Genomic DNA, 20633 nt, shown 5'->3' on the forward strand with positions numbered 1-20633 from the left:
GCGAGCTGGGGACGCGAAATTATCCCCGCGAAAACCCGATATTTTACCAGAGCATGAGGTCCATACTACAATTGCGACGCTTCGCAAGCGCAAACTTGCTCTTTTAAACTGTAAAATTACCGGGTTTACTTATAAAGCTTACGCATGTCATCAAAAAAACGTCACTTCTCCCTCGACGATCTTGCACGGCAATTTCCTCACGGGGTGTTCATACGCGGTATCAGTTATGCAACAGAAAACAAGGTTAGGGGCTGGAGTTTTGACAATGACTTTGTTGAGAGCGAAGTCCAGGGCAGTGGCCGCAACATTTATGCGCAAGAGATAGAGTTGGTGTTTAAAAACGGCAAACTGGAAGCCGTGAATGGCTCTTGCAGTTGTCCGGTTGAATACAATTGCAAACATGTGGCAGCAGTTTTACTGAACATACTCGACCATCACAACAAAGCCCATGTCCAGCCCGGCCATGCCGACGGTGATGATGCCGCGCTGGGGTTCAGTGAACAGAAGTGGTTGCGTGAGCTGGAATTTGCCACGCATGAATCCCCTGCCCCAGCCCCGGTAGCCGACACAGAATTTGCCAAAGACGAGCTGGAAGATGGCATGCTGATTTTCAGCCTGTCCACCGTAGCTGGCAGCAAGGAAGTACGCCTGATACCGGGCAAGGCCAAGCAAAATGCCAAGGGCGACCTGAAATACACCAAACTGTCACTGGCAGTGCGCGACATGATGAAGTCAGCCAGTTTTTTACAGGAAGCAGACTACGAATTGCTGGCGCTATTCAATATGTGTACCATGAATTCGTTTTATTACTCGCATTATTCTCCAAAGGGAAGGATGGGTGCGGTCTTGCTGGAACGTGTCGCCAAGGCTGGCAAACTGTATTGGCTTAATACCGAGAATAAGCAAAATCATTTATCCAGGCTGGCCTACCAGCCTTTGCAACAGGCACATCTGGCCTGGCAAGAAGAAAATGACTACCTGCGCCTGCGCTGGCAACTCGATAGTAGCGATGCAGAGATACCTGCCCCACCCTATATACTGCCCACCGAACCACCCTGGCTGATAGGACAAGATAGCTGTGGCGAGTTACATATAGCAGCGACCAGCAAGTTCCCGCTGCCTGCCCTGATCAACCTGGTGCAGGAAGCGCCACTGCTGGCTGTGAGCCGCGCAGAAACCCGACAGGCAATGGCCAACCGTCTACTAGACATGGGATTGCAAAACCTGATCCCCTTACCAGCAGAACTGGAAGCACAACTGCGTGCAGATATTCGCATGCGCCCGGCGCTGGAACTGAATAGCCTGACGACATCCAGCACATGCACTGATTACGCCATCCTCAGGTTCTCCTATGAAGACGCGGTAGCTGAATCCGAACAACCAGGCGACCACCTGCTGCGCCGTGGTCAGCATGGCCTGGAAAAAATACTCAGGGATTTGCCAGCCGAGCAAAGTGCCAGGCAAACCCTGAAGGACCTGGGCTTTCAAGCTCAGCCGGTAGCAGGCCATGAAAAAGAGCTGCTACTCTGTTTGCCAGACCAAAATGCCTGGTTAAATTTTGCAACAAAAGACTTGCCTGAGCTGATCAGCCAGGGATGGGATATCCGTCAGCAAGACGACTACCGCTACGATCTGCAAGAAGTGCAAGACTGGTATGCCGAGGTCGATGAAGATAACCAGCAATCCGTCTGGTTTGAGCTGGAACTGGGCATCGTGGTCAACCAGGCCAAGATTTCACTGTTGCCCTTACTGGTCAGCCTGATACGCCAGGCACCACAAGACTTTAGCCTGCAACAAGTCAATCAGCGGGCCGATGATGAACAAGTCTTGTTGGCCCTGCCTGACAACACCCGCGTCGCCCTACCCTATGCGCGCATCAAGCCTATCTTGCTGATCCTGGGTGAGTTGTATTTCAATCAACAGCAAGGCGACAAGCTGCGGCTGCCCATGCTGGATGCGGCACGCCTGGCAGAATTGTCTGCTACTACCCATTTGCGCTGGATAGGTGGCGAACGCCAGCAAAGCTTTGGCAAACGCCTGGCAGAATTTGGTGGCATCAACAGCATCACGCCCCCCGCAGGTTTGCAGGCCAGCCTGCGCGATTACCAAAAAGAAGGCGTGGCATGGATGCAGTTTTTGCGCGAATACCAGCTTGCTGGCATCCTCGCTGATGACATGGGCCTGGGCAAGACCATACAAACCCTGACCCATATCCTCATGGAAAAAGAAGCTGGCCGCCTGACCCAGCCAGCGTTGGTGGTTGCCCCCACAAGCCTGATGGATAACTGGGCCAGCGAGGCACAGCGCTTCACGCCTGATCTGCGCGTGCTCGTCTTGCAGGGCAAGGATCGTAGTAAATTATTTGAACAAATCCCGCAGGTTGATCTGGTGCTGACCACCTACGCCCTGTTGCCACGCGATGAAGAAGCCCTGCGCCAACATCGCTATCATTTGCTGATACTCGACGAAGCGCAGTACATCAAAAATGCCCAGGCCAAGGCCAGCCAGACTGCCAGCCTGTTACAGGCCAATCACCGGTTGTGCCTGACTGGCACACCACTGCAAAATCATCTGGGCGAACTGTGGTCGCAATTCAATTTTCTCATGCCTGGCCTGCTGGGTGATCTGAAGTCCTTTACCAAAGACTTCCAGCATCCCATAGAAAAACTGGGGGACAGCCAGCGCCATGCCTTGCTGACACGCCGCATCAAACCTTTCTTACTTCGTCGTACCAAAGACAAGGTAGCAACAGAACTACCCGCCAAGACCGAAGTCTTGCGCCACATAGAACTCAGCGGCGCACAACGCGACCTGTATGAAACCGTGCGCCTGGCCATGGATGAAAAAGTCCGCGAAGAAATCGCCAAGAAAGGCGTGGCACGCAGCCAGATCGTCATCCTCGATGCCTTGCTCAAATTGCGCCAGGTATGCTGCGACCCGCGCCTGGTCAAGATGACTGGTGCCAAGGCCACCAACGCTACCAGCGCAACTAAGTCTGCAAAAGGTGGCAAGGATAAAATGCCGCCATCAGCCAAGCTGGAAGAGTTACTGAGCATGATTGATGACTTGCTGGCTGAAGGCCGCAAGATCCTGGTGTTCTCACAATTCACCAGCATGCTGGCCCTGATCGCCGAGGCACTGACTGAAAAACAATTGCGCTTCGCCATACTGACAGGCGACACCGAGCATCGAGGTGAAGTGGTACGCCGCTTTCAGGAAGGTGATATTCCGCTATTTCTCATCAGCCTGAAAGCTGGCGGCGTGGGCCTTAACCTAACAGCAGCCGACACCGTCATTCATTATGACCCATGGTGGAACCCGGCAGCAGAAAACCAGGCCACCGACCGCGCCTGGCGCATAGGGCAAGACAAGCCAGTGTTTGTTTACCGCCTGATTGCCAAGGGCACGCTGGAAGAAAAGATACAGGAAATGCAGGTAAAAAAATCTGACCTGGCCCGTGCCATACTCGACCAGGGTGAAATCGCCAGCGTGCACCTGACTGCAGAAGATTTACAGGGCATTTTTGAACCATTGAATTAAAGAAGGACTTATGGAAGGCTTACACCTCACCGCCGACTGCTTTGACTGTGAAGCCGCGCCAGAATATTTCGTCAGCCCGGAAAGCCTGCGTCTTTGCCTCAGCGACATTACCATCGCTGCTGGCCTGACTATCGTCGGGGAAAAATTCCACCCCTTCAACCATGAAGATGGTAGCGCGGCTGGCGTCACCGGCGCTTTGCTGCTGGCAGAGTCGCATGTCGCCATCCACACATGGCCGGAACGCAATGCGGTGACGCTGGATGTCTATGTCTGCAACTTCACTCATGATAATGGCAGCAAGGCCAGGCAGATCGTTGATACCCTGATTGCTGTTTTCAGGCCACGCACGGTCTCGCGCCAGGAATTGCAACGTGGGGAACATAGCCCAACCATGGCCTTTGAAGCCCTGACAGAAGACAGCTTTGCGGCCACCCGTATCAATCAGATATTGGAACGCCAGCGCAGCTCCATGCAGGTAATTGAGATAGCCGACACCACAGATTTTGGCAAAGTCATGCGCATAGACGGTGCCATGATGACCTCAGAAAAAGATGAATTCTTTTATCATGAATGCCTGGTGCACCCTGCGGCGATGGCCCATCCGGAACCATGCACTGCCCTCATCATCGGTGGTGGCGATGGCGGTTCTTGCGAAGAGTTACTCAAGCACCCCAGCATCAGCAGTATTACGCTATGTGAAATTGATGCCGAAGTCGTCAAGATGGCGCGTGGGCATTTGGGCAGCATTCATCGTGGTGCACTGGATGATCCAAAAATACAACACTGTTATGAAGATGGTTTTGCCTATGTCCGCAATAGTACAGAACAATTTGACCTGATACTGCTGGACCTGACCGACCCGGTCAGCCCGAATGGTAACTCACTGGCAGCCACCTGCATGACAGAAGAATTTTTCCAGGCCTGTGCGCAAAGGCTGACCGAGCAGGGCATGCTGGTGCTGCATCTGGGCAGCCCCTATTATCATCCGCAACGCTTTGCGAATACCCTGCAGAAACTCAGCAATATATTTCCGGAATTACATCCTTATACCGTTTTCATCCCCCTGTACGGTGCCCTGTGGGGAATGGCTATTGCCAGCAAGCATGGCAACCCATTATCGATCAACCCGTCAACGGTAAATCTTCAGATTAAACACCGTGGTTTGCCATTGCTAAAGTATTACAATGGCGAAGTGCATCAGGCATTATTTGCCTTACCCAATTTTGTGAAAGACCTGATGCCTTAGAACGTGTTTGCGATCCTACTACGCGGGCGTGATCGGAGCTCATGCGCTGCTCAAAATGCTCATGTACTTTAAGTACATTCCGCTTTTTGCGCTGCGTTTTTGCTACCCTTACACCGCTGACACCCGCTCGCTACAGATCGCAAACACGTTCTGAATACCAAAAATGGGAAAAACAGGAGAACCCGTGAGTGCCGGAAAAACCAAACAACATGGCAAACGCAGAGTCAGCCGCACCCTGCCGCTCATGCTAGTGACCAGCGCTGCCCTGACTGCGTGCAGCGTCAGTAACGATAGCTTTGACAGCACTGGTAGCAGCGGCAGCCAGGAACTGACATCCATACGAGACCAGTATAAAAGCCTGGAAGATTGCCGCAAAGACTGGGGCGATGGCACGGCTTGCGAAACCGTTGCCTCCAGCACTGATCTCAATGCCGCCAGCATGCCCGCCACGACTACAGGCAGTAGCTATACCAGTACCAGTGGCAGCCACTATAGTGGCTACTCCCACAGTTTTTTCGGCCCCTTTTACTCACCCGGTTATCGTGACACTGTGCAAAGGAATTTTGGTGTCAGCAACTCCGGCAGTGATCACGCCATCAGCCGCAGTGTATCCTCCAGCCGCAACAGTGTCAGCCGCGGTGGTTTTGGCGGCACAGCACACGGCCACAGCGGGGGTGGTTAATGATACGAACCTCATTAACACCCCGCACAGGCTGGCAACAGCAATTTGAATCCCTGGGCTTTACGTACCACTCCATTGACGGCCTGTATTGGGATGAACGCTATGCCTATCGGTTTACTGCCGACCAGGTAGACACTCTGGAACAAGCCAGCCTGGACTTGCACCAGATGTCATTGCAAGCGGTAGATCATGTCGTCAAGCACGGCATGCAAGAAAAATTTGCCATTCCCCAGGCCTTCTGGTCGCAAGTCGAAGACAGCTGGCGCGCAAAAGAATTTTCTTTGTATGGCCGTTTTGACCTGAGCTGGGACGGCACTGGCGCGCCCAAGATGCTGGAATACAATGCCGACACGCCAACCGGACTGGTCGAATCCAGCGTAGCCCAATGGTATTGGCTGCAAGATGTTTTTCCTGATGCTGATCAATTCAACTCCCTGCATGAAAAACTCATAGAACAGTGGAAGAAATTCCCTGGCAAGGGCCTGTTGCACTTTGCCTGCGCAGGTGGCAATGAAGAAGACGAAGGTAACCTTTCTTACCTGCGCGACACGGCCATACAGGCTGGCTTTGCCACCAAGCAGTGCGCGATAGAATCCCTGGGTTGGGATGAAGACCAAGGCGTATTCGTCGATGATCTGGACAGCCGTATCGATAACCTGTTCAAGCTCTACCCATGGGAATGGCTGTGCCGTGAAGATTTTTCCAATCACTTGCTCAAGCGCCCCATGCGCATCATAGAGCCAGCCTGGAAAATGATCTTATCGAACAAGGCGATACTGCCAATATTGTGGGAACTGTTTCCGAATCACCCCAATCTCTTGCCCGCCTACTTCGATGCCTGGCGCATCAGCGGTAATCATGTGAAAAAGCCTTTGTACTCACGCGAGGGAGAAAACATTTCCATCTATGCCAATGGTGAAGTGATGCATACTAGTGGCGAATATGGTGAAGAAGGCTATATCTATCAGGCTTATGCACCACAACCAAAATTTGATGATGGCATCACGCCGGCTTACACCTCCATCGGTGCCTGGATAGTGGGCGATGAACCAGCCGGCATAGGCATACGCGAAGACGAAACCCTGATCACCAAAAACACCAGTCGTTTCATTCCCCATTATTTTGTAGAATAGGATGCTCCATGAGTGAACAATTACTGGCACACGGGCTACTCGCCTTCTTCAGCCATATTGCTGCCGCTTTCGTCTTGCTGGCGGTGTTTGTCGTCGTGTACATACGCATCACACCTTACCGTGAAATTGCCTTGATACGCGAAGGTAATATTGCAGCAGCGGCCAGCCTGTCTGGCGCGGTGCTGGGTTATTGCACTGCCCTGGCATCGGCCATTGCCAACAGTGTCAGTCTGATTGACATGTGCTTTTGGGGTGTGATTGCCTTGGTCATACAATTGCTGGCTTTTGGCATCGCCCGTTTGCTAATACCCGGTATCGTCTCTGACATACCCAGCAATAAAATTGCCTCTGGCGTCTTTTTGGGTGCCCTGAGTCTGGGTTTAGGCATGCTGAACGCCGCCTGCATGACCTACTAAAAAATTAATGATTTTGCTTTTGAATACAGAGAATTGAATGCCACGTTTTTACTGCCCTCTCCCTTTAAGCATAGGGGTCGCCATCGAGCTTCCTGATGAAGTCGCGCACCATGTTTTTGTATTGCGCCAGAATGTCGGCGATAACATCAGCATCTTCAATGGTGAAGGGGGCTACTATGTTGCTACCTTGACCCAGGTGACAAAGAAAAACGTGATGGCAGAAGTCAAAGTATTTTTGCCAGAAGAATGTGAGTTACCTTATTCGCTGAACCTGGTGCAAGCCCTGCCAGAGGCTTCGAAAATGGACTGGATCATAGAAAAAGCCATGGAACTGGGCGTCAGTGCAATTCAGCCCCTGGCGGCGCAACGCTGTGTCGTCAGGCTGTCAGCAGAACGCGCCGAGAAAAAACAGGCGCACTGGCAAGGCATAGTCGTTGCAGCAGCTGAACAATGTGGCCGCAACCGCCTCGCTCACCTGGCACCGCTGATGAATTTCAACCAATGGCTAAGCCAGCAAGACATGCATCAAAGAATATTGCTGACACCACGCGCTGAACAATCTTTGGCAGACTGGTCGCGCCATCATCCTGCGCAAGCTGTCAGTTTGATGGTCGGGCCTGAGGGCGGTTTTACGGATGAAGAAGAAAGTCTCGCCATCAAGCACGGCGTGCTGGCACTATCCATGGGGCCTCGCATATTGCGTACCGAGACTGCAGGGCTTGCTGCGATTGCAGTATTGAATGCGGCATGGGGTGGCATGTAGACAGATAGACACAAGGTCTGCACAAAATCTTAAAAATTTCCATCGCCGTAAAACATTGTCAAATTTCATACAAAATTCACAATTCCCGCTGATACTCAGATTTACACTTGCTGCACTTTACCAATTCAAAGAGGAAGATCATGGGATTACTCGATAGCGCATTAAGCATGCTTGGTAGCATGAATCAAGACAATGATAGCAAGGCAGGATTGATGCAGGCAGTAGTTGCCATGCTGGGTGAAAAACAACCTGGTGGGGTTGGTGGTTTGCAAGCTTTGATCAGCGCTTTTCATCAGGCAGGCCTGGCTGACATCGTGCAATCATGGGTGGGTACGGGACAAAACATGCCGATTTCTGCGGCACAAATCCAGCAAGCTTTAAGTGGCGGACAATTGCAGCAACTGGCCGACGCTGCGGGCATTTCCCATGAAGGTGCGGCAAGCCATCTGGCTGAATTTTTGCCAGGCATTATCGATCACCTGACACCACACGGCCAGGTGCCGGAGGCTGGCAACATTGATCCGGCAGCAGTGTTGCAACAGTTTTCGTCCTTGTTTGGCAAGTAAGCCTCAGCTATTTATAGCGTAAAGAAAACAGCGGCCGATATTTCAGTCGCTGTTTTTTTATGGCACAAGGTAAATCTCTACCCTCTCCTTACCTCGCCCTATATTGTTGCGCTTCAATCTGATCTGTCCCAGTTCGCCAGTGCGTTTGACATGCGTACCACCACAGGGCACACGAGAAAATCCTGCAATTTCCCAATAACGCCGTTCTGTAGTTTCATCTTCAAAAGCGCATGTGATGTCGAGATTTGCATCAATAATGGCCTGCGCTTCTTGCGTGTAAGCAGGCAGCAAGGGGGCAATACTTTCAGGCCAAACAAAATCAATGCGTGCCTTGTCTTGTGCAATATGGGCACCGACCTTGCCCACGCCGGGCAGTGACTTGTAAAATAATTCCAGCACCAGCTCAGCTGCAAAATGCAGGCGCATGAGGCGATAACGTCTTTCCCAATCTATGCGGACTTCCACATCCTGCCCAGTCAGCAAACCGTGGCCATCAGCCAGGGTATATACCAACTCCAGCGCCTCCTTGCGCGCAGCAACAACTGCTTGTCCGGCAATGCTGCCACGATCACTTTCCTGCCCGCCTGAGAAGGCAAAGAAAATTGTCGATACGAGGTAAATGTCATTGCCACCCACTTTGCTGACTTGCGTTTGCAAACTGCTTTGATAGGGGTCATCCCAAAAAAATTTCTTTGTCAATTTGCATCCCTGGATTCAAGATACCAGTCTGGCAAAGCTTCGAGTCTCGCTCTCCAACTGTCCGGAATACCTTTGTAGCCAACGAAGGAGGCAACGACAGCTCCTGCAATCGCACATAAAGTATCGCGATCCCCACCTGCGCTGACAGTCAGCCACATGGCTTTTTCAAAATCTTCCATTGCCTGTCCGCAGCACCACAAGGCCAGCGGCACGGTGTCTTGCCCAGGTCATCGGCAAAATATGCACCCAATGGTGCTGCACGCATGGCAGCGCCATTACCATAAGACCCCTGCCCTTCAAAAGCACTGGCAACCACCTCTTGCCATGCCTCACCTGCGTCAATACGTGCCAGGACTCTGTGCATGGATGGACCATAGGCACGGTCATCGCTATAGTGCTTCGCAAAGCTTTTTGCGAGTATATCCTGATCAATTTCACCGTGATTACGCAATACACGTACGATGGACAAAGTCATCTCTGTATCATCAGTAAAATACCAGGGAGCATCAGGTAATTGTTTGCCATCAGCAAGCAGCAACTGATTTTCTGTCTGAAAAAAACACTGGCCAAAAGCATCGCCGATGGATAAACCTTCCAGTGACATCAGTGCGCGTTCTAATGATTTCATTATTCAAGTATTTTTTAATTGATGCGAAACAAAACTCAACATTAGCCTTTCATCTCGCACGTTTGTCATGCCAAGGGATAAGAATAAAAGAGGCTAGTCTTTGCAATTTCCCAGTACTTTGCGAATTCCCTCGACAAATTGTTCCACATCACGTTTGCCTTGGACATCAGTTTTCAGATGACTCATACGTAATTTGACAAAATTATTATTCAATCCTGTCAAATAAGTGTAAGACGATAATACCTTGTCCCCCATATCCAATTCATACGCTCGCCACATGAATTGTGGCCCGCATCCTTTCAAACTTGAAATAGTGCTACCACCCACTGCCATATTGACTGCCTTGACTTGGCCCATTGCTGCTAGCTGCTTGACTTCATCAATGACCTGGGCGAAGTGTTTATGAACGATAGGCGAACCAACACCAGTGGGAATTTGGCCAAGTCCAGCGTTATAAATATAAATCGATCCGATAACAGGGCCACTGCTCTGATAGCGGATATTCACTCCCAGTTCTTTCTTTGGAAACTCTTTCTTTTCACTGAAAGTCAGTGTCGCCACTTTATCGGGAAAAGTGACATTAATTGAATTTTCATAGACACTTGCCACAGCATTGGTAGCCGCGCAAAACAGTGCGAAAGAGAATAAATAACGATACATGATCTGACTCCCTTAATGAGAACATCTTGTTTGAAATATTGATTGAACTATTTCTTGCTTGGAAAACACTGGTCAAAAGCGTCACCGATAGGCTACCAAAACCACAAGACAGTAACAAGGAAATATGAATTACGCATGAATGTCTCAAAATTAAGGATGAAGCCTAGTCGCGGGCAACAATGTGAAGCTGGAAAAGTTGAGCGCTAGAAAACAAGCTCGTTGCAGTCAACAAGGCAATCGACACAGGCTGCAGGAATGCTTCATTCCCGGCAATAAAGAAAGCACCATGAATCGCCGCCGTTAGAAAACCCGGGCATGCAATGAGCTTGTAGTAAAAACAGAGCTTTTCGTATTCATTGCTACCCGCCCTTGTGCATATAATACCAGGGCGATAATGGGCAAATTCAATAGCAGGTTGAGCTGATTTCCTCCTGGAATATGAAATAGTTCCCACTCGTGCCAGTAAGCAGCGTCAATCTGATGGGTGATCAATACGGTGGCGTTGAGCATGAAGAAAATTTGCAGCCGGGGTGTCAGTAGCATTGCAGGTATATTCCAGAGTGTTTTACTAAAAAGCAAATAACATTTGGTCTAGCGCAGGCATCAGAATCACAGCGACCATACTGCACAGCACTGCCCTGACAGATATGCATTTGCATGAGCACAAGCATCATATTGATTTCAGATTTCTTGATCCTTGATGCTACATCCCGCAAGTTTCAAAATCGGCAGGCCGTCTTTTATAGTGAGTGTCTGGCGCGAAGCTTTCCAGCCTTGTTCCATGCCATCGAGAATCAGCAAACGCGCAAAGCTGGGGAGATGTAAATTGATTTTACCGATTCCAGATGTAAGCCAATTACCCGCCATTGCCGCACTGCTGTGAAAGTGGATATGAAGAGCAGTGGTCTTATATGCTTCAAGAAAGGCAGTGAATTTCACATGCACTGGATAGTCAATCATGATGGCTGCACGCGGCAGGTATGAGTCTTTTACAGTCCAGAGAAAACTGTCATTCCTATCTTCAATCGTCGTAATTTGGATTACGCCATACGCTTGCTTATAGTGACTCATGACACAACAGGGCAACTAAGTCTGATTGATTCATGACTCATTAAAAATTTCCAATAGTGTTCGTACTCAGGCAAATCACTGATTATCACCCCAAGGTCCACTGCCTTGCGATAGATGATACTGACAAAAATATCAGCCTGCGTGAATTGCGTACCAACCGCAAACTGACTGCCCAGCCATAAACGTGATTGCAATTTCTGCAGATTCATCGACAACCACTTTGCCCGTACCGGGCGCATCTGGTCCCTGCTCCAGTCTGGATGGAAAAATCGCACCGTGCTGCCGTTTTGCTGTGGATGGATGGATGAGTTAACAGCCTCGCAAACTTCACGCACCTGGGCGCGAGCAAAGGCTGCTTCGTATTGCAAAGGTGGATTGGGAGCGATCTCTTCTATAAATTCTGCCATGGCCATGGATTCGCTTAAGGCGACGCCATCAACTTCCATCAGTGGTACGCGGGCAAAGGGACTCAGCAACCTGACCTGTTCACCGACGTCGCCCAAGCCGACATCAATACGCTCGTAATCGACTTTTTTATAGTCAAGTATCCACAACAAGCGTTCGCAGCAATTTGCATCTGGTGCGTGATAAAACCTGATCTTCATTTTGATCCCCGGCATTCGTTAGGAAGATGGGATATCTTACCGCGAATTAAAGAAGCAAATTACAGACTCCAATTATCACCACTCTTTTTTGTCGCATGTCCGAGGCAATTCAGCAAACTCAGGGCAAGTAAAGGCAAAACACAAATGAAAAACCCGCCAGACTCGGCGGGTTTTCTCGTTTCTAATACTACACCACCTGACCGCGTTTATTGGGATATCAGCGATATATCGTCAAGCAGGAAAGATGTCGCTGTCACACTACCTTCAACGCCAACAAAGTACACGCGTATGGTCTGGCCTTTATAGCTGCTCAGATCAAAGGTTTTATTGACATAAGCTGTCCCTTTATTCAGGTTCGAATATGTCGCCAGTGTTGCCAATACCGTGCCACTGCTGTTTTGTATTTGCAGTTTAAGAGTATCGTAAGCCTGGGTAGTCGTGGTTTCATCCGAACTGACCTTCAACCAGAAACTCAGGCTGGCGGATGTTGCTGCGGCAGGGATAGTCACTTGTTGATACAGGGTGTCAGTGTGGGCACTGCCATAGCCATTGAGCCAGGCTTTGTAGCTGCCTGTGCGCGATGCTTCAGAGCCACCGGTACTGATAACGCCCGAACTGGCAGTCCATGAACTGGCACCACTCTCGAAGCCACCATTGGTAATCAACTGTGTGGATGTACTGTTGTTGACAGTAAAGCTCACTGCAGATGATGTACCAATATTATTGGCAGCATCATAGGCTTTGGCGACCAGGCTATGTGTCCCATTTGACAGCGTGGTTGAATTCAATGTTGTTGAATACGGAGAGGTCGTGCTGCTTGCCTTCAACGTACCGTCAACATAAAACTCAACTTTGGTCACACCCACATTATCTGTCGCTGTCGCTGACAGAGTTATGTTACCGCTAGTGCCACTTTCACTGGCCGACACGGTAGGTGCAATCGTATCGCTGACAGGGTTATTGATGGTGAAGCTGACGGCAGATGAAGTGCCGACATTATTGGCAGCATCATAGGCTTTGGCGACCAGGCTGTGGCTGGCGTTAGTCAGGCTCGTCGAATTCAGTGTCATGCTGTAAGGCGTGCTGGTGGATGTGCCTTTGAGTGCATTGTCGACATAAAACTCAACCTTGCTGACACCGACGTTATCTGTCGCATTGGCAGATAATGTGATGGTACCACTCGTGCCTGATTCACCTGCACTGACTGTCGGTGGCGTGGTATCGACGCTGTTTGACTGCGTCACCCAGATCGGTGCAGACCACAGAATATTTCCGTCATCCTGAGTGATCTTTGCATAATAAAAATGCTCGCCTACTGCCGGGGTAATTGTCGTCGTTGCAGTGCTGGACAATTGCGTGACTGTGCCATTGCGGCCTGGAACGCCTTCATAGATCACCACGGTAGAAACAGTACGGCCACTGGTGCTGGCAAAATTGCTGACCAGGGTCAATGGGCCACTATTGGTGAAACGCTCACCCATGATATGGCCATTCGCAGTCAGGATGATTTGCGAAGTTTTGTCCATCGTAGCAAAGATGCGGCGCGCCTTCATCGCATCGACGAAATTTGCATTATTCAGAGCAGCGCCGTTTGCCAATAAGATACCGGTGCGGTTGGTATAAGACGCACCCCAGTTGGCACAGTGATTATCCTGGTCGGTCGTAAATGCAACGTGGAAACCGGCTTCCAGTGCTTTATTACAGGCACCTTCATAGGTGCTGCGGCTGGTTTCTGTCTCTGTGGTATTGGTCGAGAAAGCTGAAGTATTCAAGACTTCGCAGGCGACCATGGCCTGATCACCATCTGCAGTGTAACCCAGGGCAGTACCATTGACGATGAACTGACCACTGCTCGATGGATGATTGAACTGCCCTATCCAGCCACGCTGGCGCATCAGGGTGTACAAGCCGGCATAATCATTCTTGGCCGTCAGTGTGTCTGCGATCAACTGATTGCTGCTATTGTATTCCCACCCCAATAATTCACTGGTGTTGAAAATATTCATGTGGCCGCCATTGTTGATAACGCCCCATTCCAAACCGTAAATCGCCAGGAAGCCAGCATGGCCAGAATTAAAACTGCTCGCTGCGGTCAGGCCAGATTGAAAAAGGTTTTTAGCAGTGACTGGATTAGCTGACGCATTGGTACTGTCAGAACCATCATACATATGGTTGTGCTCAGACGTCATCAGGAAATCCAGGCCCTTGTTCAAAGCAAACTGATAAGCATCTGTAGGGCCATAGGCAGCTGATTGTGGGTTTTGCGCACCTGTACATGAAGTCAGTTCACCACCACCATCACTGTGATTGGTCTGGCTGTGCAGATTGCCGTAATAGATAGTGTAAGGCAATGAACCTGTCGCCGCTGCTGGCGGCGGTGCCATGCCTGCTACAAATTTGGCTGAGGATTTAGTAGCAAGTGCCTTGCTGGCCTTGGTCGGCAAGGCGGCAAAGCTTGGCATTTTTGGCGTAGCAAGCTTACCGACTTGCAGCGGCCAGCTTTGTGTAATGATTTCTGTGTCGTGGACAGCCAATGCGCGCTCTACCGTGCTGGCAACATCAGTTGCCGGTGCAGCTTGCAGAGCAGATGTGTCCGTCGCCTTGGCAGTCAACCTGACTTGATAGACGCCATCTTTCAATGCCGCGCCAGTTGGGCCGCGGCCACTCCAGAACATTTGTGCGGTGACAGTTTTCTTGAACAGTTTTTCTGTGCCATACCAGCGGTCAACGACCTTGCCATCGCTGCCCAGCAACTCCAGGCGCCATGTGATGGTCTGTTCTTTGGTCACGTATGGGTATTCGAACTCCATCGTGAAGTAACGGGATTCGGCACCGGCTTTTGCATCCGAGCGATATGGCACATGCAAACTTGCGTCAAACTCATGATGATCGGGGATAGACGCGTAGGCTGCGCCCATACCTGCAAAACTGACTGTGAAGATAAGACCGAGTTGCAACGCCAGCACTTTTAGCTTGCCGGCTTTTTGTAGACCTTGCATAAAAATATTCCCCCTGAATGATTGTTCATTAGTATTGATCTATGTGGCCTTCTCACACATATCTTCATTCAGATGAAAGCATCAAAGCAGAGTCCAACTTTGCCTGCACGTATCCCATCAGGAACACGCCCCCCTCGCTTCTTTTTCTTCAGCCTTTTGTTCAGATATCCGTAAGCAGCCATTCTTGTACAGCTTTACTATTCTTCTTACCACCATGCTGTCTGCAGCTTTCCAGAAACGAGATTTAACGACAGTTATATTAAGCAATCGTTTGCGCAAACGATTACTAGATTAACATCCGCTTATGTCAGTTTTGTTACCAAGGTTTGACTTTTTTTAACAAATTTGTGAAAAAACCACTCTTGCTTATCTGTTTTGTGCATTTCTATGACTTTTGCACCACAATTTTTGGTGGCGCACCAAAACAGACAAGTGAATGTTTTTCCCGAGGGAAATTTAAATTCCACAGTGGAATATTTATCGACAAAGATGAATAGCAAAATCTGCGCAGAGCAGAATTTTGCTATTTCATGCACGCAATGCGGCCTGATACTTGTTCAGCCAAATCGATTTGTTCTTCGGTATCGGGAACGGTAACAGCGCCTGCCTTGCTGATCATTGCCAGCGCAGCATTAGCAGCAAGCCCGTATCTTATCAATACTGCTGCGGCAAGCAGGCCAATCCGCCCTATCCCGGCGCGGCAATGAATGACGTTATTATTTCCATGGAGAATGTCATCATGCAATTGCACCACCAGTCTCTGCGTGACAGAAAAAGACGATGGCAAGCCTCTGTCCTTGATGGGGTAATGCATGAATTTAATTTGATTTCCAGCGCATAAATCTGGCGCGGTCAGCAACCCCAGATCACGTACTTCATGGGTTTCCAGCAGCGAGACCATCCCGCTAATGCCGAATTGCGCAATCCCGCGAAATTCATCTTCTATCCATTCGCCCGCAACAGGCTCGGCCATGACGGCCAGGAAACCCTGGCCGATTTGGGTAACTTTATAAATATCAGGGCGCATGGATAGAATTTCTTACTATAAACAGCTCAGTTTCTATTTTGCGGCATCCTTCAACATCAGCTTCTTGATCATCCCCACAGGCGCACTACCATAGCTCAGGAATTGCTCATGGAATTGCTTGAGTTTGAATTTATCGCCCCGGTCTTTCTTAAGCTGTTCGCGGAATTCAAGTATCTCGCTATAACCACTGAAATAACTGGTGAGCTGCACGGATGTATATTGCACGCGCAGCCATTTCCCATCAGCCTCTGCCTTGGTCTGGAAAGCCTGATTCATCAAGAAGTCTTTGGCCTCTGCCTCTGTCATGCCAAGTACGTGCACCTGATAATCAAGGATGGTATTGCAGACCGCACGCAAGTTCCATTTGTAATACATAAGCCAGATCTCGGGCGTATTGCCACCGTAGCCTGACTCCAGCATCATGCGTTCGCTATACACGGCCCAGCCTTCTACCATTGCGCCATTGCCAAACAGGGTCTTGATGACTGAAGGGGATTTATTCGCATGCTGCAGTTGCGTGTAATGGCCTGGAATGGCTTCGTGGATGTTCAATATCTGCAAGACCCAGTAATTGTATTCACGCAGCGTGCTTTCGATTTGCTCAACAGGTTGTCCATCAAAAGGGGTAACATTGTAATAGGTTTTATCGTTGGGCCTGAAGATACCCGGTGCTTCGATAGAGGCAAGGCTGACGCCGCGTTGATATTCTGGCGTCTCGCGCACGATCAGTGGCTTTTTCAGATCCAGGCTGACCAGGTCATGCTCACGTATCCATTTTTCCAACTGTGGCAATTGTTTGCGGATTTCAGGATACAAGTCTTTTGCATCTACATGTTTTTCAGAAAGCTTGTCGATGACCATCGCAATCTTCTTGACACGGTCAGCAGGCTTGGCTTGCGCGCCCATGGTTTTATCCCATAGCTGATCTGCCAGTTTCTCCATATTATTGTGCGCTTCATCCCTGGCGGTCAGTGCGCGCTGGTAAGTTTGTTCGGCACTTAATGAGGACTGAATGTCGGCAGTAAATTTGCCTTCATATAAGTCCTTACCTATGCGAAAAGAGCGGGCCGTTGCCGGATCAAGTTTCTTTTCCAGATTTTCCAGAAATTGCACATAGTCATTGACCGCAGCACGGGCATTTTTCAAGCCTTCTTCCAGCGTCTGCTTGTCTTTTGTTGCGAGCCTTTCCTGCGATGCTGCTTTCTCCAGATCAGTCAACACCGAAATCGCGCCTGCACTTTGCTTGATCGCCAGATGGGTGTGCTCGGGCGTAGGGTTTTTGATGCTGGCTTTGGCTGCTGCATAATAGGCAGGCACTGCTTGCAGGCGCTGCATTGCTACCTGCACCCGTTTTGCTTTCGGCGCGAAGTCCGTATTGAGAATGGCATCAAAACTGCCCGCAATGTTATGCTGGGTAGGGTTCCATTCAAATTCGCGGAACTGCGTCAAATACCATCGCGTGCCATTCAGATAATTGCGTATCAGCGCCAGGTCAGTCTGTTCTTTGGCGGACAAAGCCTCTGCACTCACCTTGTTCAACTGCGCCAGCCAGTTATCGGTGAATGCGACATAGGCATCGCGGGTAGCCTGATCTGGCAACACCAGTTTATTGGCATCCGCGTAACGGCCTGCTGCCATCGCCATATCCGGGTCCTGTTGCCACAATGCGCTGAGGAAGGCTGTCTTGATCTGTGCAAAACCCAGGTCTGCCTTCTTGCTTTCGACTACGGTCGAGGGAATGGCAGCCAGGCTGAGAGGAGCAGCAATAATCAATGACGACAACAAAGTCGCAAGCACAACAGGACGAAATTGGATAGGCATAGTGAATATCTCGCAATCTTAATATATTAAGAAGCATGAGGTTAACATAAGATTGTGCTTACCAGCTGTATTTTTTACTTTATCCCACAAAGGGAAATTCGCTTGCAAAACACTGTACATCCTCACAGAGCCCTCATCCAGTCGGCATTCTTTGTTACACTCCAGCCTTGGCCAGCTACTGGCAAACCCGGCACTATCAACAAAAAGAAAAATATGAACACCCCCGATCCCGCTCTGCAATTGCACTGGACAGAAAACGACGAAGCGCGCTCATGCCGCTGGCATTCCGAGAGTGGCGCTCCAGCACCCAAGCGCGTCCAGATTGCGGATGACCGCATGAACGTCGAAACCGCCTACAAGCTGGCCTGTGAAGGTACAGCCCTGCTATGGCGTGGTGATTACCACAATGCCAAGCAGCTATTGCAGGCACTGGCACGCCGCATAGATAAAAAACCAGCCAGGGCCAGCAAAAAAGCGAAGGTGCCTGAATCTGCGAAAGAAGCATTCAACCTGCATCGCCAGGCGCAATCGCAAAGAGCGCGCGTTCTGGCCATGCTCTTGATACCCTTTGACGCTGATTACCGCATCACCCTGCGCCGTGCACCAGATGTAACGCAAGCCTGCAAGGAAGTCTATGGCGAACCAAGCACTGCCTTTGTGGCTTCCCTGCGTGAATTGCTGGGTTTGATAGGTGCCCACGAATGGCGCAAGAATGGCGTAGAGATCGCCGCTCTGGGTGCGAAAATTCATCCTTACTACGGTGTGTTCTCACCTGTACGTGGTGAATACATCGACTTGTTGGCAAAAGCCCCGCTGCCATCGACGACACTGGCTTTTGATATCGGTGTGGGCACTGGCGTCTTGTCAGCCTTGCTGGCAAAACGTGGCGTCAAAAAGATAGTCGCGACGGACCAGGACGCACGCGCCCTCGCCTGCGCCCGTGAAAACATAGACAGACTGGGTTTGGCTGGTCAGATTGAATTGGTGCACGCAGACCTGTTCCCGCCTGGCCGTGCACCCCTGATAGTGTGTAACCCGCCATGGTTGCCGGCACGCCCCAACTCGCCAATAGAATATGCAGTGTATGACCCTGACAGCCGCATGCTGCGTGGTTTTTTGGCTGGTGTCGCAGAACACCTGGAACCTCAGGGAGAAGCCTGGCTGGTCATGTCCGACTTTGCCGAACATCTAGGCCTGCGTACTGCGGCAGAATTGCAAGGCTGGATAGATGCAGGTGGCCTGGCAGTAGCTGGCAAGATGGAGATCAAACCGCGCCATCCCAAATCCACCGATGAAAACGATCCCTTGCATGCAGCCCGCGTCAAAGAAGTTACTTCGTTATGGCGTTTGAAATTAAAATAGTATCTGTATTTGTGGTCAGTAGCTGCCAAGGTGCTGACCACCAGAATTGATTAATCGTTTAGAAAATTAGCATCATGATCAATAAACCCGCCCGCATCCTGACTTTTAAATGCAAAAACTGCAGCAAGTCCGTCCAGGTCTTCCTGCAAAAAGTTTCTGCCTGCTCGCATATCCAGCCTTACCAGGGCATATGTAATTGCGGCGAAATCATGAAACATGCGACTGGCAACAAGGAAGCTGTTCAGTCTTATCTGAGTTCCAATGATGTTTTGTGGTCACATCATCATTGATTTATGCGTCAAATGCTGAGAAATGAGATGATTTCACAAATTAATCCCTTGTGAAATTTGCATTTCCACCTCAGATCAGGTCTATAGCCAGAAGAAAGCATTTATAATCTACGGCTTTGCAGCAGTTTTCTGGAAACAATGAAGGTATTTCGCGGACTTCCAAATGCAGCCTCCCGTGCACCCTGTGCGCTGGCGATAGGCAATTTTGACGGCGTACATCTGGGCCATCAGACTTTGCTTGCCCGTTTGCGGGATGCTGCCACACGTCTGGGCATAGAAGCTGCCGTGATGACATTTGAACCACACCCGCGTGCATTCTTTGCCCAGATGATGGGCGACTTGTCGAAAGCACCTACCCGTATCGCCAATTTGCGTGACAATATGGCATCGCTTCAGGCTGCTGGCGTTGACCGCGTCATCGTTGAACATTTCAACGCCCATTTCGCCGCATTGTCACCCCAGGATTTCATCGAAAAAGTGTTGGTTGATGGCTTGCATGTGAAATGGGTCATGGTCGGTGAAGATTTTCGCTTTGGTGCCAAACGTGCTGGCGATGTCGCTACCCTGACCGAAGCAGGCTTGCGCCATGGTTTTACCGTAGAGACGCTGCCCTCAGTACAAAACAAGGGCGTGCGCATATCCTCGTCTGCAGTGCGCCTGGCCCTGGCCAACGGTGACTTTGATGAGGCAGAAGCCTTGCTCGGCCACCCTTACCGTATCTCCGGCCATGTAGTGCACGGCCAAAAACTGGGCCGCACCATCGGTTTCCCGACACTGAACCTGCGTATTGCCCATCATCGCCCTGCCCTGCATGGCATCTTCATCGTGCAGGTACATGGCCTGTCTGATCAGCCTTTGCCTGCCGTTGCCAGCCTGGGCGTGCGCCCTACTGTCGATGACAGTGGCCGCGTGCTGCTGGAAACCCATGTATTCGATTACAGCGGCCATGCTTACGGCAAAGTCGTGCAGATAGAATTTTTGAAGAAGCTGCGCGACGAAGAAAAATACATAGACCTGCCTACCCTGACTGCGGCCATCAACAAGGACGCTGAACAGGCTCGTGCCTATTTTGCTGACAGCCATCGCCCTGCCCGCTCTGCCACTGACCGAATTTGAAGCTTACAC

19 protein-coding genes and 1 pseudogene are annotated in these 20633 nt (G+C 50.3%); 10 read left to right on the forward strand and 10 right to left on the reverse strand.

Going from position 1 to position 20633, the window contains the following annotated elements; genetic code table 11:
- The first annotated feature begins 144 nt into the window (after positions 1-144).
- The 7 genes from ACO0LG_RS21175 to ACO0LG_RS21205 all read left to right on the forward strand — a co-directional run bounded on the left by ACO0LG_RS21175 (position 145) and on the right by ACO0LG_RS21205 (position 8346).
- Positions 145-3540: an SNF2-related protein gene (locus tag ACO0LG_RS21175; RefSeq protein WP_423029546.1), complete on the forward strand. Its 3396-nt coding sequence runs from the start codon at positions 145-147 to the stop codon at positions 3538-3540.
- A 10-nt stretch (positions 3541-3550) separates the two neighbouring features.
- The gene (gene speE / locus ACO0LG_RS21180; protein WP_423029547.1) at positions 3551-4786 is read left to right on the forward strand and encodes a polyamine aminopropyltransferase; all 1236 of its coding nucleotides are present in this window, start codon (positions 3551-3553) and stop codon (positions 4784-4786) included.
- A 184-nt stretch (positions 4787-4970) separates the two neighbouring features.
- Positions 4971-5468 (forward strand): hypothetical protein, encoded by a 498-nt coding sequence (locus tag ACO0LG_RS21185; RefSeq protein ID WP_423029548.1) that lies wholly within the window; start codon positions 4971-4973, stop codon positions 5466-5468.
- The gene (locus ACO0LG_RS21190; protein WP_423029549.1) at positions 5468-6601 is read left to right on the forward strand and encodes a glutathionylspermidine synthase family protein; all 1134 of its coding nucleotides are present in this window, start codon (positions 5468-5470) and stop codon (positions 6599-6601) included. Before ACO0LG_RS21185 ends, ACO0LG_RS21190 begins: the two co-directional genes overlap by 1 nt.
- Positions 6602-6609: 8 nt before the next feature.
- Entirely contained in the window at positions 6610-7017 is a 408-nt protein-coding gene (locus ACO0LG_RS21195) for a DUF350 domain-containing protein (RefSeq protein ID WP_423029550.1), read from the forward strand.
- A gap of 37 nt (positions 7018-7054) precedes the next feature.
- Positions 7055-7780 carry a 16S rRNA (uracil(1498)-N(3))-methyltransferase gene (locus ACO0LG_RS21200; protein ID WP_423029551.1) on the forward strand — a complete coding sequence of 242 codons (726 nt, stop codon included), beginning with the start codon at positions 7055-7057 and terminating at the stop codon, positions 7778-7780.
- A 140-nt stretch (positions 7781-7920) separates the two neighbouring features.
- Complete coding sequence (locus ACO0LG_RS21205; protein WP_423029552.1) at positions 7921-8346, forward strand: YidB family protein; 426 nt, start codon at positions 7921-7923, stop codon at positions 8344-8346.
- Positions 8347-8403: 57 nt separating this feature from the next.
- Here ACO0LG_RS21205 and ACO0LG_RS21210 read toward each other — a convergent pair whose 3' ends face one another.
- From ACO0LG_RS21210 to ACO0LG_RS21255, 10 genes and pseudogenes are all read right to left on the reverse strand, one after another.
- A complete protein-coding gene (locus tag ACO0LG_RS21210) occupies positions 8404-9045 on the reverse strand; it encodes an alanyl-tRNA editing protein (RefSeq protein WP_423029553.1) in 642 nt (213 codons plus the stop codon).
- Positions 9042-9224, reverse strand: a complete 183-nt coding sequence (locus ACO0LG_RS21215) for an ADP-ribosylglycohydrolase family protein (RefSeq protein ID WP_423029554.1) — start codon at positions 9222-9224, stop codon at positions 9042-9044. The genes ACO0LG_RS21210 and ACO0LG_RS21215 overlap by 4 nt, the downstream gene beginning before the upstream one ends.
- The gene (locus ACO0LG_RS21220; RefSeq protein ID WP_423029555.1) at positions 9194-9673 is read right to left on the reverse strand and encodes an ADP-ribosylglycohydrolase family protein; all 480 of its coding nucleotides are present in this window, start codon (positions 9671-9673) and stop codon (positions 9194-9196) included. Before ACO0LG_RS21220 ends, ACO0LG_RS21215 begins: the two co-directional genes overlap by 31 nt.
- Positions 9674-9766: 93 nt before the next feature.
- Positions 9767-10333: a hypothetical protein gene (locus tag ACO0LG_RS21225; RefSeq protein WP_423029556.1), complete on the reverse strand. Its 567-nt coding sequence runs from the start codon at positions 10331-10333 to the stop codon at positions 9767-9769.
- 163 nt (positions 10334-10496) lie between these two features.
- Positions 10497-10876 (reverse strand): annotated as a pseudogene (locus tag ACO0LG_RS21230) (DUF6713 family protein).
- Positions 10877-11014: 138 nt separating this feature from the next.
- Positions 11015-11404 carry a hypothetical protein gene (locus ACO0LG_RS21235; RefSeq protein WP_423029557.1) on the reverse strand — a complete coding sequence of 130 codons (390 nt, stop codon included), beginning with the start codon at positions 11402-11404 and terminating at the stop codon, positions 11015-11017.
- Positions 11401-12009: a glutathione S-transferase family protein gene (locus ACO0LG_RS21240; RefSeq protein WP_423029558.1), complete on the reverse strand. Its 609-nt coding sequence runs from the start codon at positions 12007-12009 to the stop codon at positions 11401-11403. The genes ACO0LG_RS21235 and ACO0LG_RS21240 overlap by 4 nt, the downstream gene beginning before the upstream one ends.
- Positions 12010-12215: 206 nt before the next feature.
- Complete coding sequence (locus ACO0LG_RS21245) at positions 12216-15008, reverse strand: Ig-like domain-containing protein (RefSeq protein WP_423029559.1); 2793 nt, start codon at positions 15006-15008, stop codon at positions 12216-12218.
- A gap of 523 nt (positions 15009-15531) precedes the next feature.
- Positions 15532-16035 (reverse strand): protein-tyrosine phosphatase family protein, encoded by a 504-nt coding sequence (locus ACO0LG_RS21250; RefSeq protein WP_423029560.1) that lies wholly within the window; start codon positions 16033-16035, stop codon positions 15532-15534.
- Positions 16036-16068: 33 nt separating this feature from the next.
- Positions 16069-17856, reverse strand: a complete 1788-nt coding sequence (locus ACO0LG_RS21255) for a DUF885 domain-containing protein (RefSeq protein ID WP_423029561.1) — start codon at positions 17854-17856, stop codon at positions 16069-16071.
- 213 nt (positions 17857-18069) lie between these two features.
- Here ACO0LG_RS21255 and ACO0LG_RS21260 point away from each other — a divergent pair, with 213 nt between their 5' ends.
- The 3 genes from ACO0LG_RS21260 (at position 18070) to ACO0LG_RS21270 (ending at position 20624) form a co-directional block, all read left to right on the forward strand.
- Entirely contained in the window at positions 18070-19218 is a 1149-nt protein-coding gene (locus tag ACO0LG_RS21260) for a methyltransferase (RefSeq protein WP_423029562.1), read from the forward strand.
- A 74-nt stretch (positions 19219-19292) separates the two neighbouring features.
- A complete protein-coding gene (locus ACO0LG_RS21265) occupies positions 19293-19508 on the forward strand; it encodes a hypothetical protein (RefSeq protein WP_110257360.1) in 216 nt (71 codons plus the stop codon).
- 138 nt (positions 19509-19646) lie between these two features.
- Positions 19647-20624 carry a bifunctional riboflavin kinase/FAD synthetase gene (locus ACO0LG_RS21270; protein WP_423029563.1) on the forward strand — a complete coding sequence of 326 codons (978 nt, stop codon included), beginning with the start codon at positions 19647-19649 and terminating at the stop codon, positions 20622-20624.
- Positions 20625-20633 lie beyond the last annotated feature (9 nt).

It is taken from the genome of Undibacterium sp. Ji42W, assembly GCF_049340405.1.
Taxonomy (GTDB): domain Bacteria; phylum Pseudomonadota; class Gammaproteobacteria; order Burkholderiales; family Burkholderiaceae_D; genus Undibacterium.